Below are 13,719 nucleotides of genomic sequence, written 5' to 3'. Positions count from 1 at the left end.
GGCCCGGGAGGTAACATTGAACTACCCCTCCTGAAAGGGGATAATACGCGCGCGCCGAGCGCAGACATAAAGGTCGCCAGCGAGCGGGTCACGACATGTTCGCGGGACCATAACCAGAATGCAATGAGGTGATCGAGGTGAGTCAGGAAAAACTGGATGCCTGTTTTACGGACTGGAAAAGCCGGGAAGCAGTTGCAGAGGCCATGATTCCGCTGATTGGGCGGTTGTATCGCAAGAACAATGTCGTGACGTCAATTTACGGGCGCGCCATCATCAATCGCTCCGTGATTGGCATCATCAAGGCGCACCGCTTCGTGCGTCAGGTGGAAGAGCATGAGCTCTCCGTGCACGATACCTATCCCATTCTGCAGATTCTGGACAGCCTGAACCTGGGCCATGCCCACATTGATATCGGCAAGCTGGCCACCAAATTTGCCCGCAACAAGGATCGTTACGCATCCCTGGAAAGCTTCGTGCGTGAAGAAGTGGCCGAGGTGGTGGGCAAGTACACCGAGGAAGATGCAACGGCAAGCCGGGGCACCACCAAGGATGTTGTCCTGTACGGCTTCGGCCGCATCGGTCGTCTGCTGGCGCGCATTCTCATTGAAAAGGCGGGCAGTGGCAATAACCTGCGTCTGCGCGCCGTAGTGGTGCGCAAGGGCAAGGCCGAAAACGATCTGGAAAAGCGGGCCTCGCTGCTGCGCCGTGACTCCGTGCATGGCTCCTTCCAGGGGACCATCACGGTCGATGCTGAAAACAATGCCATTATCGCCAATGGTAACTATATCCAGGTCATCTACGCGTCCAGCCCGGATCAGGTGGACTACACCCAATACGGTATCAGCGATGCCATTGTCATTGACAATACCGGCGTATGGCGTGACGAAGAAGGCCTGTCCCAGCACCTCAAGTGTCCGGGTGTGTCTCGCGTGGTACTGACTGCGCCGGGCAAGGGCAATATCAAGAACATCGTGTATGGCATCAACAACGATACCGTCACCGATGAAGACCGCATTGTGTCGGCAGCCTCCTGTACCACCAACGCCATCACGCCCGTACTGAAGGCCGTGCAGGACAAGTTCGGTATCCGTAACGGTCACGTGGAAACCGTTCACGCCTACACCAACGACCAGAACCTCATCGACAACTACCACAAGGGGTCCCGTCGCGGTCGCAGTGCGCCGCTGAACATGGTGCTCACCGAAACGGGTGCGGCAAAGGCGGTGGCCAAGGCCTTGCCCGAACTGGCTGGCAAGCTGACCGGCAACGCCATCCGGGTGCCCATTCCCAATGTGTCCATGGCGATCCTGAACCTGACGCTGGAAAAGGAAGTCACCAGGGACGAAATCAACAACTACCTGCGCGAAATGGCTCTGTACTCGCCGCTGCAGAAGCAGATTGACTACGTCAATTCACCCGAGGTGGTTTCCAGTGATTTCGTCGGCTCACGCCATGCCGGGATCGTGGACTCCGTGGCTACCATAGCCAACGGTGACCGTGTGGTACTCTACGTCTGGTACGACAACGAGGCCGGTTACAGCGCCCAGGTGGTGCGTCTGGTCAATCAGATGGCGGGTGTGACCTATCCGGTGTTCCCCAGGTTCATGGACTGACACCGGCAAGTACATCCTGCCGCTGCAGAGCCCCGTCTTGTGCGGGGCTTTGTCGTTCAGGGCATGCACATGTATGACTTTAGTCGTAACGCATTTGATTTGCATCAAGATGCCGGAAATCGTGCGGCCTGGGATGGCAGTGCAGGATTGGTTTTTCATTGGAAAAAAACAACAAAGGTCCCTATAATTGGGGCGGTTTTTTGGCGGGTCCAAGGCGCTCGAAAAAATCGAACATGATTGGCGTGCGCTGGTGACTGTTTTCCAACTACTCTGGTGATAGGCGGGGCTCAATGATCAGAATCAGTAAAGGCCTGGATCTTCCCATCGCTGGAGCACCCAAGCAAGTAATCGAGGCGGGTCATCCGGTCAAGCGGGTCGCGGTGATTGGCTTTGATTATCATGGTATGAAGCCTACCATGGCCGTGCAGCCCGGTGACCGGGTCAAGCGTGGGCAGCTCCTGTTTTCCGACAAGAAGAACGAAGGGATCAAGTATACGGCACCGGCCAGCGGTGTGGTCGCCGAGATCAATCGTGGCGAGCGACGTGTTTTTCAGTCGCTGGTGATCGACGTTGAAGGCGATGAAGCCGTTCAGTTCAAGCGCTATGAGAAGGCTGAGCTGAGCAGTCTGGAGCGGGAAGCTGTGGTGGAACAGCTCATCGAGAGCGGTGAGTGGACCGCGTTCCGCACACGGCCGTTCAGCAAGGTGCCGGCGAAGGATGCCGAGCCTCACTCCATCTTTGTCACGGCCATGGATACCCATCCCCTGGCTGCGGATCCGGCAGTCATCCTGGCCGAAGCCGGCGAGGATTTTGAAAACGGTCTGTGGGTAATCAGTACGCTGACCCGAGGCAAGGTGTTTGTCTGCACCAGGCCGGGCGTCGAACTCAAGCTGCCGGCCAACGGCATCGTGCAGCAGGAAACCTTTGATGGCCCGCATCCCGCCGGTCTGGCCGGTACCCATATCCACTTCCTGGATCCGGTGGACGAGCACAAGTCTGTCTGGACCATCGGCTATCAGGACGTTATCGCCATCGGGCGCCTCTTCACCACGGGTGAACGCAGTGCCGAGCGCGTCATCGCACTGGCCGGCCCGAGCGTGAAGAATCCGCGCCTCGTGCGCACCCTGACCGGGGCCTCCCTGGCGGATATTACGGAAGGTGAGCTTCTGCCCGGCAAGCACCGGGTGATTTCCGGCTCCATCTTCGGGGGTCGTACAGGTCGTGGTCCGGTCGCCTATCTGGGACGCTACGCCAACCAGGTCAGCTGTCTGGAAGAGGGCGACAAGAAGGAATTCATGGGCTGGCTGAGCCCGGGCAAGGACAAGTTTTCCCTGCTGAACATCTATATCAGCAAGTTCATCAAGCCCGCCCGGTACCGGTTCACCACCAATACCAATGGTAGTGAGCGGGCCATGGTGCCTGTGGGAACCTATGAGGAAGTGATGCCGCTGGACATCCTGCCCACCCAGCTGCTGCGTGCGCTGATTGTCGGGGATACCGAGATGGCCGCCAAACTGGGTGCACTGGAACTGGATGAAGAGGACCTGGCGCTTTGTACGTTTGCCTGTCCGGGCAAGTACGAATATGGCCCGATTCTCCGGGATGTGCTCACTCGAATCGAAATCGAGGGCTGACGCATGAGTTTGCAGGAATTTTTTGAAAAGATCGAACCCGAGTTTCAGAAGGGGGGCCGCTATGAAAAGTGGTATGCCCTGTATGAAGCGGTAGAAACTTTCTTCTACAGTCCCAAGTCGGTGACGGCCACCACCGCGCACGTTCGTGATGGCGTGGATCTGAAGCGCATCATGATTACGGTGTGGTTCTGTGTGTTCCCGGCCATGTTCTTCGGAATGTACAACGTGGGCTACCAGGCCAACAGCTATCTGGCTGCCAATGGTCTGCAGATGGCCGGTGACTGGCACAGCGTGATCATCAGCTGGCTGGCAGGCAATGATCCGAACAGCATCTGGGACAACTTTGTTTACGGTGCCGTTTACTTCCTGCCCATCTATGCCGTGACCTTTATCGTCGGTGGTTTCTGGGAAGTGTTGTTTGCCATGGTGCGCAAGCATGAGGTGAATGAAGGCTTCTTCGTGACCTCCATCCTGTTTGCCCTGATCCTGCCGCCAACCGTGCCTCTGTGGATGGTTGCTCTGGGTATCTCCTTTGGCGTGGTACTGGGCAAGGAAGTGTTCGGTGGTACCGGCAAGAACTTCCTCAACCCGGCACTCGTCTCCCGTGCCTTCCTGTTCTTCGCCTACCCGGCGTTCATGTCTGGTGATGCAGTCTGGACGGCAGTGGACGGTTTTTCCGGCGCCACCGCTCTGAGCGTCGCCGCTGCGGGTGGTATGGAGGCTCTGCAGGGACATCTGACCTGGTTTGATGCTTTCCTCGGATTCCAGCAGGGTTCCATTGGTGAGACCTCAACACTGGCTATCATGATTGGCGGGCTGGTATTGCTGGCAACCAAGATTGCCTCCTGGCGAATTGTTGCAGGCACCATGGTTGGCATGATTGCGCTGTCCACGCTGTTCAACATGATCGGCAGTGACAGTAATCCGATGTTCGCCGTGCCCGCACACTGGCATCTGGTGCTGGGTGGCTTTGCATTCGGCATGTTCTTCATGGCGACGGACCCGGTATCCGCATCCATGACCAACACCGGAAAGTGGATCTTCGGCATTCTGATCGGTGCAATGGTCGTATTGATTCGTGTCGTCAACCCTGCGTATCCGGAAGGCATGATGCTGGCCATCCTGTTCGCGAACCTGCTTGCGCCGGTTATTGACCACCTGGTGATTCAGTCCAACATCAAGAGGAGGCTGGCTCGTGTCCAAGGGTAATGATTCCATTCAGAAAACCGTATTCGTCGCCTTGGCGGTGAGTCTGGTCTGTGCCATCTTTGTCTCAGCGGCAGCGGTGCTTCTCAAGCCCATTCAGGATGTCAACAAGACCCTGAACCTGAAGGAGAACATCCTGCGGGCCGCAAGCATGATTGAAGGTGATCGCAAACCCTCCAAGAAAGAGGTTGAGGAACTTTTCAAGCAGATTACGCCTGCCATCGTGAACCTTGAAACCGGAGAGTATGTCGATCCCAAGAGCATCGGCTTTGACAGTGTTGATCAGTTCGATGAGCGCCGGGCAGCCAAGGTTCCGAAGCTTTCAGAGGTATTGCCCGGAGAGCAGGATATCGCCAAGCTCAAGCGCCAGGAGAAATACGCCAAGGTTTACCTGGTCAAGAAAGAAGGCAAGCTTGACAAGGTGATTCTTCCGATCCGGGGATATGGCCTCTGGTCCACGCTCTGGGGATTCATTGCCCTTGAGGGGGATGGAAACACTGTAGTGGGGCTGACCTTCTATGAGCATGCGGAGACCCCCGGGCTGGGTGGAGAGGTGGACAACCCCCGCTGGAAAGCGCAATGGCCCGGCAAAAAGGTCTATGATGAAAAAGGTCAGGTACGGGCGAAACTGGTCAAGGGCGGTGTCGTCAAGGGCAGTCCTGACGAACCTTATGCTGTGGATGCACTGGCGGGAGCAACACTGACCAGCAACGGTGTGACCAACCTGATTCAGTACTGGTTGGGTGAACACGGTTTCAAAAAATACCTGGAACGTGTAGCGAAAGGGGAGGCGAACAATGTCTGAAGTCAGCGCAAAGAAGGTCCTGCTTGGGCCCATTTTCGACAATAACCCGATCGCTCTCCAGATCCTGGGGATCTGTTCGGCGCTTGCTGTTACCACCAGTCTCCAGCTTTCGCTGGTCATGGGCATCTCCGTTTCCCTGGTGACCGCGTTCTCGTCCATGTTTGTTTCCGTGATCCGGGCACATATTCCTTCGGCCATCCGGATCATTGTGCAAATGGCGATTATTGCATCACTGGTGATTGTGGTGGACCAGGTCTTGAAGGCGTTTGCCTATGAGATCAGCAAGCAGCTGTCTGTATTCGTGGGTCTGATCATCACCAACTGTATCGTGATGGGGCGCGCGGAGGCCTTTGCCATGCAGAACCCGCCCTTGCTGTCTTTCCTCGACGGGATCGGGAACGGGCTCGGCTATACCGCCATACTGCTCACCGTAGGTGTGATTCGAGAGCTTTTCGGTGCCGGAAAGCTGTTTGGTATCACCATTCTGCCCACGGTGGCCAATGGAGGCTGGTATCAGCCCAATGGTCTGCTGCTCATGCCACCCAGTGCGTTCTTCCTGATTGGTCTGGTCATCTGGGCGCTGCGTACCTGGAAAAAGGAACAGGCAGAAAAAGCTGAATACAAACTGGCAGCGCACCGTGTGCGGGAGGCTTTCTGATGCTTGAACATTACCTGAGTCTCTTTATCAAGAGCATCTTTATCGAGAACATGGCCCTGGCCTTCTTCCTGGGGATGTGTACCTTTCTGGCTATCTCCAAAAAAATGGAAGCAGCTATTGGTCTGGGCATTGCAGTCATCGTCGTGCTGACCATCACCACTCCACTCAATAATCTGGTGTATAACGGAATATTGCGTGAAGGGGCGCTTGCCTGGGCGGGGCTGCCGAATGTGGATCTGAGCTTTCTGGGCTATCTCAGCTATATCGGTGTCATTGCAGCCGCCGTGCAGATCCTCGAGATGGTGCTGGATAAGTATGTGCCGGCTCTCTACAACGCGCTGGGGGTATTCCTGCCGCTGATCACCGTAAACTGCGCCATCATGGGTGCAGCACTGTTCATGGTCGAGCGTGACTACACCTTTGGTGAAAGTGTCGTGTTCGGCGCAGGAGCGGGCACTGGCTGGGCGCTGGCCATCATCGTGCTCGCGGGCGTTCGCGAGAAGCTCAAGTACAGTGATGTGCCTGAAGGCTTGCGCGGTCTGGGCATCACGTTCATTACCGTGGGCCTGATGTCTCTGGGCTTCATGTCATTCTCCGGTATTTCACTCTAACGCGCCGGACAGGAGAGGTTATTCATGGCTACAGAAATGATACTGGGCGTTGTCATGTTTGCCGTCATCGTGCTGGCACTGGTGGCGGTTATTCTGGCGGCGCGTGCCAAACTGGTAAACACGGGTGACGTCGAGATTGAAATCGATGTTGACGGGACACCCAAGAAAACCATCAAGACACCAGCAGGTGGCAAGCTGTTGCAGACGCTGGCGGCGAATGGTTTGTTCCTGCCTTCAGCCTGTGGCGGCGGTGGCAGCTGTGCACAGTGCAAGTGCAGGGTGCTGGAAGGGGGTGGCGCCATGCTACCGACGGAGAGGGCGCATTTTACACGTCGTGACGAGCGCGAGGGTTGGCGTCTGTCCTGTCAGGTTCCCGTCAAGCAGAACATGAAAGTGGAAGTTCCCGAGGAAGTCTTTGGTGTTCGCAAGTGGGAATGCGAGGTGATCTCTAACCATAACGTGGCCACTTTCATCAAGGAGCTGGTGCTCAAACTGCCGGAAGGCGAGGAAGTGGACTTCCGTGCGGGGGGCTATGTGCAGCTGGAAGCACCGCCTTATGAAGTGAAGTTCAAGGATTTCGACATCGACGAAGAATACCATCCCGACTGGGACAAATTCGACGTCTGGAAGTACGAATCCGTGGTCAAGGAGCCGGTTATCCGTGCTTACTCCATGGCCAACTTCCCGCTTGAGAAGGGGCTGTTGAAGTTCAATATCCGCATTGCGACACCGCCGCCCGGTACCAACTTCCCGCCCGGAAAGATGTCATCGTACGTCTTCTCCCTCAAGCCGGGTGACAAGATTACCGTATACGGACCCTTCGGTGAATTCTTCGTCAAGGACACCGACTGCGAGAAAATCTGGGTCGGTGGTGGTGCAGGCATGGCGCCGCTGCGTTCACAGATCTTCGATCAGCTGATCCGCAAGAAGTGGACAGGCAAGATGTCCTACTGGTATGGCGCCCGCTCCAAGCGCGAAATGTTCTATGTGGAAGATTTCGACAAGCTGGCGGCCGAGCACGAGAACTTCGAGTGGCACGTGGCGCTGTCCGATCCGCTGCCCGAGGACAACTGGACCGGCTACACCGGATTCATTCACAACGTGCTCTACGAGAACTATCTGAAGGATCATCCTGCACCTGAAGACTGCGAGTTCTACATGTGCGGACCGCCCATGATGACTGCAGCCGTGATCAAGATGCTCAAGGATCTGGGTGTCGAGGACGAAAATATCTTGCTGGACGATTTTGGTGGGTAAACCGAAACGTCTATGAGATATGCATGGAAATGGCCCGTTATTGCCGCCCTCTGGATCGGGGTGCTCGCAATAGCGGGCTGTTCTTCGTCAGAGGATTCGCTGGCCATGACCCAGGGCCGGGTCATGGGGACCAGCTATCATGCCAAGTGGGTGTCCGTCTCCGGCGTGGACGACGAGAAGGTGGTCGACGCCATCTTCGATGCATTGCGGGAAGTGGATGATCTCATGTCCACTTACTCGCCGGATTCGGAAATCTCCCGACTGAATCAGGTGGCACCGGGTGAATGGGTGAGTGTTTCACCGCCTACGCTGGAAGTTGCCGTACTTTCGCGGCGCTTGTGGGAGGTAACCGGTGGAGCATTCGACCCTACAGTGGGAGCATTGGTCAACTTGTGGGGCTTTGGTCCCGACAGGCGACCGGAAGATCTGCCTTCAAAAGCCGACATTGAATCGCTGCGCGCACAAATCGGCTATGACAAGGTGGAAATTCGCAAGACGCCTCCGGGGCTGATGAAGGATACGCCCTTCAAGATCGATTTTTCTGCCGTCGCCAAGGGATATGCAGTGGATCGGGCGGCCGCGGCAGTGGAACGTCTGGGTGTTCACAACTATCTGATTGAGGTCGGCGGTGAAGTGCGTGTCAAGGGCTACAAGGCGCAGGGCAAACCCTGGCAGCTGGCGGTTGAAGCACCTGTGGAGAACGGCCGTATTCCCAGGCGGATCATCGGTTTGACTAACGCGGCAGTGGCCACGTCAGGAAGCTACCGCAATTACTTTGACAAGGGTAATAAACGATATTCGCATACGATTGATCCGCGTACCGGCTATCCGGTCGAGCACAAGCTGGTTTCCGTCACGGTCATTTCGGACTCGGTGGGCTTCGCTGATGGCCTGGCAACCGGCATGATGGTGCTGGGACCGGAACAAGGCTTCGATCTGGCTGTCAAACACGGTTGGGCGGTGTACTTCATTATCAAGAGTCCCGACGGGTTCGTTGATCTGAGTACACCAGCATTTGACAAGGTCGCAAAAACAGGAGTTTACCCATGAGCACATTTTTTCTCGTATTGCTGGCATTTGTTGTCATCGTTGTCGCCATGTCAGTGGGTGTGCTGATGGGGCGCAAGCCGATCAGCGGATCCTGCGGTGGCATGTCAGCGCTGGGCATGGATGTCGCTTGTGACATCTGCGGCGGCGACAAGAGCAAATGCGACAAGGAAAAAGAAAAGAACACTCAGCACAGCACCGACGATGCACTGGCGTATGACGCCATGGATAAAAGCAAGTCCGACCATTAAGCCGTAGCCGTTCAGCATCACGCCTGCGTCCGGGAAGGCACGGGCGCAGCCGTTTTCCTCGTTCCGGAATGGCCTGGTGGAACGGGGCTTGTCGTGACGTGAGCGGACAAGGCGGTGGGGCGGGCTGGCCGAAACTGACATCTGGAGACAGAGAATGGCTGAGTACCATTATGATGTGGTGGTGATCGGAGCAGGCCCGGCCGGCGAGGGTGCGGCCATGCAGGCCACCAAATCCGGCAAGCGTGTGGCGGTCATTGAGGAAAAACCACAGGTCGGCGGTAATTGTGCCCATCTGGGGACCATTCCTTCCAAGGCGCTGCGCCATGCGGTCAAACAGATCATTACCTTCAATACCAACAATCTGTTCCGCGAAATCGGGGAGCCCAAATGGTTTTCCTTTCCGAGGGTGCTCCGTAGTGCGGAAAAGGTCATTGAGAAGCAGGTGCAGTTGCGCACGCGGTTTTATGCGCGCAACCGCGTGGATCTTTATCGTGGGCGTGCCTGGTTTATCGATGCCAACCGGGTCGAAGTGCGCGGTGGACTGTCCGCCAAGGACGTACTTCACGCCAAGCAGATCGTGATTGCGACAGGATCCCGGCCCTATGCACCGCCGGATATCGATTTTGGCCATCACCGCATTTACAACTCGGACACGATTCTGAAGCTGAGCCATACGCCGCGCACGCTGATCATTTACGGTGCAGGGGTGATTGGTTGTGAGTATGCCTCCATTTTTTGCGGGCTGGGTGTCAAGGTTGACCTGATCAATCCGGGTGACCGGTTGCTGAATTTCCTTGACGATGAAATTTCCGACGCGCTCAGCTATCACCTGCGTGACAACGGTGTCCTCATCCGGCATAACGAAGCCTATGAATCCGTGGAAGGGGATGATCGCGGCGTGATCGTCAAGCTGAAGTCCGGCAAGCGGTTGCGTGCCGACGCCTTCCTCTGGTGTAACGGTCGGACCGGGAATACGGACAAGCTGGGGCTGGAAAACATCGGCCTCGAACCCAACGAGCGTGGGCAGCTCGCGGTGGATGATCATTACCGTACCGCGGTACCCAATATCTACGCTGTGGGTGATGTGATTGGCTGGCCGAGTCTGGCAAGTGCGGCCTACGACCAGGGACGTTCCGCTGCAAAGGATATTGCCGAAGATGCCGGTTTCCGGTTTGTGGATGATGTGCCAACGGGCATCTATACGATTCCGGAAATCAGCTCGCTGGGCCAGACCGAGCGTCAGCTCACTCAGGCCTGTGTGCCCTATGAAGTGGGCGAGGCGTTTTTCAAGGATCTGGCCCGGGCGCAGATTACCGGCGAAACGGTGGGCATGCTGAAGATCCTGTTCCACAGGGATACCCGCGCAATTCTGGGCATCCATTGTTTCGGAGACCAGGCCTCGGAAATCGTCCATATCGGGCAGGCCATCATGAACCAGCCCGAGGGATTCAACACCATCGACTATTTCGTCAACACGACCTTCAATTACCCGACCATGGCGGAAGCCTACCGGGTCGCGGCACTGAATGGCCTGAGCCGCATATTTTAGCGCGGCTCGGGCAGGTGCTGGGCAAAGGCCTTTTGCATGTGGGTGGGGTAGTCGGTGATGAGGCTGTCCACCCCCATGTTTTGCAAGGCCATCGCTCGGTACACATCGTTGACGGTCCAGACCGAAACTTCCCTGCCCATCTTGTGGGCCGAGTTGACGCGTGCAGGGGTGCACAGGTGGTGATTCAGTACCAGAATGTCTGCACGGGTCTGGCGCAGGCGCTCAATGGGTTGCTCCCAGGCATATTCCACGACGACGCCGGTTTTCAGTCCCGGATCTCCGTGCTTGAGCCGGGCAATCCAATTGAAATGGGATGAGGTGACTGCACAGCGTTCCCGTTCACGTGGTGTCAGCAGCATCATGAGCGCATTTTGAATTGCCGTCATGCGGGCGCGGGAAGTGCCCTTCACCTCAAGCTGAAAACTCAATGCGTCGGGCAGCGCTTCAAGAATGCTTCGCAGCGTGGGGATGGGGGTGGGCATGTGCCAGGGTGGCGTATTGTGCCGCGCGTCCATTCTGCCGAGCATTTCGGCGGTATGCTGATAGGTTCGGCCTTTTTCGTTGGCGGTACGCTTTAGCGTAGAGTCGTGGTGGACGACCAGCTCGCCATCACTGCTGATCTGCACATCCAGCTCAAAATGCCTGATGCCGTTCTCATAGGCATGCAGAAAGCCCTCCAGCGTGTTTTCGGGAGCTTCGCCCTTGGCGCCACGGTGACCAATGATGATCATGCCTTGCGCCCTCCGCGGTTCCAGAGTGCAATCCGCTTCTGATACAGCTCGCGAGCCAGCATCATGTCTTCAATGAAGGATTCCAGTTCATCCAGCAGCAGGGCCTGAGGCCCGTCCACAAGTGCCTTCTCGGGGCGCGGATGGAAATCCACCAGAACCATGTTGGCGCCGGCAACGATGCCCTGTGCGGTCACGTGCGCCACGTCGAGGATTCCGTCCGGACAGCGTTCGCGGCTGCCGACGGAATGAGACGGGTCAATGCAGACCGGCATGCGGGTCAGTCGCTTGACCACGGGGACATGTGCAAAGTCCACCATGTTTCGGTGCGGCTTGCCGGCGTCCGTTTTCATGCCCCGGAGACAGAACACCACGTTGGCATTACCTTCGCTGGCCAGATACTCCGCTGCATTCAGGGACTCAATCAGCGTGATGCCGAAGCCACGCTTGAGCAGAACCGGATAGGTCCGCTGACGTCCGACGGCCTTGAGCAGTTCGAAATTCTGGGTATTCCGGGTGCCGATCTGCAACATCACGCCGGTGGGTCTGCCGGTGTGTTCCAGTGCTTCGTGGATTTCATCCACATGGGATTCATGGGTGACTTCCATGGCGATGACCCGGATGCCATACTTGCCGGCCAGTTCGAACACCCAGGGCAGGCAACTCTTGCCATGCCCCTGGAATGCGTAGGGGCTGGTGCGCGGCTTGTATGCGCCCATGCGCGTACAGACCTGTCCGGTTCGCTGCAGGGCTTTCATCATGGCTTCCACATGTTCCGGGGTGTCCACCGCACAGAGACCCGCGAACAAGTGGAAGGTGTCCTGATCGAAGTGCAGCCCCTGATAGTCGAAACCGGTGGCCCGTCTGTCATCCCGGTGGCGACCCAGGATTCGGAACTCATCAGAAATCCGGATGACGCGGTCGACCACCTCGAATGCTTCGATCTGCTCCTTGTCGAGCGCTGCCGTATTGCCGATCAGATAGATTTCGGTCAGTTTTTGTTCGGCTCCCTGAACTTCGTGAATCCGGTATTCCACTTCAGGCAGGGATTCCAGAAATTTCAGCAGGGACGCGTAGTCCGGGCTTTGTGGATCCGTATCGGCATGCAGTATAATGAGCATGGTTTTCGCTCCGGGGCAGGTTGAATGACTTCCACAAGGGACATCACAACAGGGATACTGTGGATCCGGCTGTTGTGTGTCGCGCCTATTCTGGCCCAGCCGGGCTGCTGAGTAAATGTATTGGCTGATCCCGCACGCCAAAAACTTTGTGTAGCAGTCAAGTCAGCGCATCTGGCGTTCTGAAAACCTGCCCTGAGCGGGCTTTGTCTTGACTGACTGATTGAGGAAAAATCATGCGATTCGGGAAATTCGGTATGGGTGCCCTGGCACTGGTGTTCACTCTGGCCTGGACGGTTACGGTGCACGCGGCGTCTCTGGAAATGACGGACGGCTGGGTGCGGATGCCCCTTCCGGGCAAGACCATGACGGCGGCCTACCTGACTGTGCGCAATACGGGGGATCGTGTTGTGACACTCGTCGGGGCGACCTCACCTGATGTGCGGAAGATTGAACTGCATACCATGACCATGAAGGATGGCGTCATGCACATGACGCGGATAGAGGGTGGCGTGACCCTGGCACCCGGGGCGGAGCATGTCTTTCGTCCGGGCGGCGATCATCTCATGTTGTTCGGGCTGAGGGCACCTGCGTCCGGCGACGACAGGCTGGTGCTGAACCTGGAGCTTGATGACGGCAGTTCTGTGCCGCTCTCGCTTCCCTGGCGTGCGGCTGACCTGTCCGGTCACGGCATGAAGCATTGATGGGAGGGCCGTTCTAACCTTGTCTCTTGCGGCTCTGGCGGCGCAGCCAGTCATGACGGATCTTGCGCCGCCAGAGCCAGTCCACGACCAGGTAGCTGGTTGCACCAAACACCAGGCCGAGCACGACGGAGCCAAAGTACAGGGGGATCCCGATATCCGCCAAGTTCTGCGTGAACCAGTGCCAGGTCAGCTCGAAATGATAGTCATGGGGCGGCATCTGCAAGAGCCAGCTGCCGAACACGTAGTTGAAGTAGAATATGGGAGGCATGGTCAGAGGATTGGTAATCCAGACCAGAGCCACCGAGATCGGCAGGTTGGCATTGAACCGGATGGCACAGAGTGCGGAGGCTACCATCTGAAAGGGCATGGGAATGAAGGCCCAGAACAGGCCGATGAGCATGGCCCGTCTGACCGAGTACCGGTTGATATGCCAGAGATTGGGTTCATGCAGTACGTCCCCGAGAAAATGCAGGGACTTGATTTCCCTGATCTTGTCCGGGTGCGGCATGTATTTTTTGATCAGGTTCTTTGGCATACT

The 13,719-nt window shown here is 56.9% G+C and carries 14 protein-coding genes; 11 read left to right on the top strand and 3 right to left on the bottom strand.

All coding sequences use genetic code 11. From position 1 onward, the window contains the following. Nucleotides 1-137 precede the first annotated feature (137 nt). The 10 genes from AAIA72_RS04800 to sthA all read left to right on the top strand — a co-directional run bounded on the left by AAIA72_RS04800 (nucleotide 138) and on the right by sthA (nucleotide 10,631). On the top strand, nucleotides 138-1,613 hold the full coding sequence (locus tag AAIA72_RS04800) for a glyceraldehyde-3-phosphate dehydrogenase (protein ID WP_369602285.1): 1,476 nt from the start codon (nucleotides 138-140) through the stop codon (nucleotides 1,611-1,613). 290 nt (nucleotides 1,614-1,903) lie between these two features. Then, on the top strand, nucleotides 1,904-3,247 hold the full coding sequence (locus AAIA72_RS04795) for a Na(+)-translocating NADH-quinone reductase subunit A (protein WP_369602284.1): 1,344 nt from the start codon (nucleotides 1,904-1,906) through the stop codon (nucleotides 3,245-3,247). Between the two features lie 3 nt (nucleotides 3,248-3,250). Next, nucleotides 3,251-4,456 carry an NADH:ubiquinone reductase (Na(+)-transporting) subunit B gene (locus AAIA72_RS04790; protein WP_369602283.1) on the top strand — a complete coding sequence of 402 codons (1,206 nt, stop codon included), beginning with the start codon at nucleotides 3,251-3,253 and terminating at the stop codon, nucleotides 4,454-4,456. Beyond that, nucleotides 4,443-5,258 (top strand): Na(+)-translocating NADH-quinone reductase subunit C, encoded by an 816-nt coding sequence (locus AAIA72_RS04785; RefSeq protein ID WP_369602282.1) that lies wholly within the window; start codon nucleotides 4,443-4,445, stop codon nucleotides 5,256-5,258. The genes AAIA72_RS04790 and AAIA72_RS04785 overlap by 14 nt, the downstream gene beginning before the upstream one ends. Beyond that, nucleotides 5,251-5,916 carry an NADH:ubiquinone reductase (Na(+)-transporting) subunit D gene (locus tag AAIA72_RS04780; RefSeq protein ID WP_369602281.1) on the top strand — a complete coding sequence of 222 codons (666 nt, stop codon included), beginning with the start codon at nucleotides 5,251-5,253 and terminating at the stop codon, nucleotides 5,914-5,916. Before AAIA72_RS04785 ends, AAIA72_RS04780 begins: the two co-directional genes overlap by 8 nt. After that, a complete protein-coding gene (gene nqrE, locus AAIA72_RS04775; RefSeq protein WP_369602280.1) occupies nucleotides 5,916-6,527 on the top strand; it encodes an NADH:ubiquinone reductase (Na(+)-transporting) subunit E in 612 nt (203 codons plus the stop codon). Before AAIA72_RS04780 ends, nqrE begins: the two co-directional genes overlap by 1 nt. A gap of 24 nt (nucleotides 6,528-6,551) precedes the next feature. Continuing rightward, nucleotides 6,552-7,784 carry an NADH:ubiquinone reductase (Na(+)-transporting) subunit F gene (gene nqrF / locus AAIA72_RS04770; RefSeq protein WP_369602279.1) on the top strand — a complete coding sequence of 411 codons (1,233 nt, stop codon included), beginning with the start codon at nucleotides 6,552-6,554 and terminating at the stop codon, nucleotides 7,782-7,784. 12 nt (nucleotides 7,785-7,796) lie between these two features. Continuing rightward, complete coding sequence (locus AAIA72_RS04765; RefSeq protein ID WP_369602278.1) at nucleotides 7,797-8,834, top strand: FAD:protein FMN transferase; 1,038 nt, start codon at nucleotides 7,797-7,799, stop codon at nucleotides 8,832-8,834. Beyond that, on the top strand, nucleotides 8,831-9,082 hold the full coding sequence (nqrM, locus tag AAIA72_RS04760) for a (Na+)-NQR maturation NqrM (protein WP_369602277.1): 252 nt from the start codon (nucleotides 8,831-8,833) through the stop codon (nucleotides 9,080-9,082). Before AAIA72_RS04765 ends, nqrM begins: the two co-directional genes overlap by 4 nt. A gap of 154 nt (nucleotides 9,083-9,236) precedes the next feature. Next, entirely contained in the window at nucleotides 9,237-10,631 is a 1,395-nt protein-coding gene (gene sthA / locus AAIA72_RS04755) for a Si-specific NAD(P)(+) transhydrogenase (protein ID WP_369602276.1), read from the top strand. On the opposite strand, the gene AAIA72_RS04750 is transcribed toward sthA, so the two are convergent. Further along, nucleotides 10,628-11,362 carry a glycerophosphodiester phosphodiesterase gene (locus tag AAIA72_RS04750; protein ID WP_369602275.1) on the bottom strand — a complete coding sequence of 245 codons (735 nt, stop codon included), beginning with the start codon at nucleotides 11,360-11,362 and terminating at the stop codon, nucleotides 10,628-10,630. The genes sthA and AAIA72_RS04750 overlap by 4 nt on opposite strands. Continuing rightward, entirely contained in the window at nucleotides 11,359-12,480 is a 1,122-nt protein-coding gene (locus AAIA72_RS04745) for a 3-deoxy-7-phosphoheptulonate synthase (protein WP_369602274.1), read from the bottom strand. Before AAIA72_RS04745 ends, AAIA72_RS04750 begins: the two co-directional genes overlap by 4 nt. Nucleotides 12,481-12,713: 233 nt before the next feature. Here AAIA72_RS04745 and AAIA72_RS04740 point away from each other — a divergent pair, with 233 nt between their 5' ends. After that, nucleotides 12,714-13,181, top strand: a complete 468-nt coding sequence (locus AAIA72_RS04740) for a copper chaperone PCu(A)C (protein WP_369602273.1) — start codon at nucleotides 12,714-12,716, stop codon at nucleotides 13,179-13,181. Between the two features lie 13 nt (nucleotides 13,182-13,194). Here the strand turns inward: AAIA72_RS04740 and AAIA72_RS04735 are convergent, their stop codons facing one another. Continuing rightward, nucleotides 13,195-13,716, bottom strand: coding sequence for a DUF2062 domain-containing protein (locus AAIA72_RS04735; RefSeq protein ID WP_369602272.1), 522 nt, complete (start codon nucleotides 13,714-13,716; stop codon nucleotides 13,195-13,197). Nucleotides 13,717-13,719 lie beyond the last annotated feature (3 nt).

Source organism: Thermohahella caldifontis, from assembly GCF_041153465.1.
GTDB lineage: Bacteria > Pseudomonadota > Gammaproteobacteria > Pseudomonadales > Oleiphilaceae > Thermohahella > Thermohahella caldifontis.
This window is presented reverse-complemented; position numbering and strand designations above follow the sequence as displayed.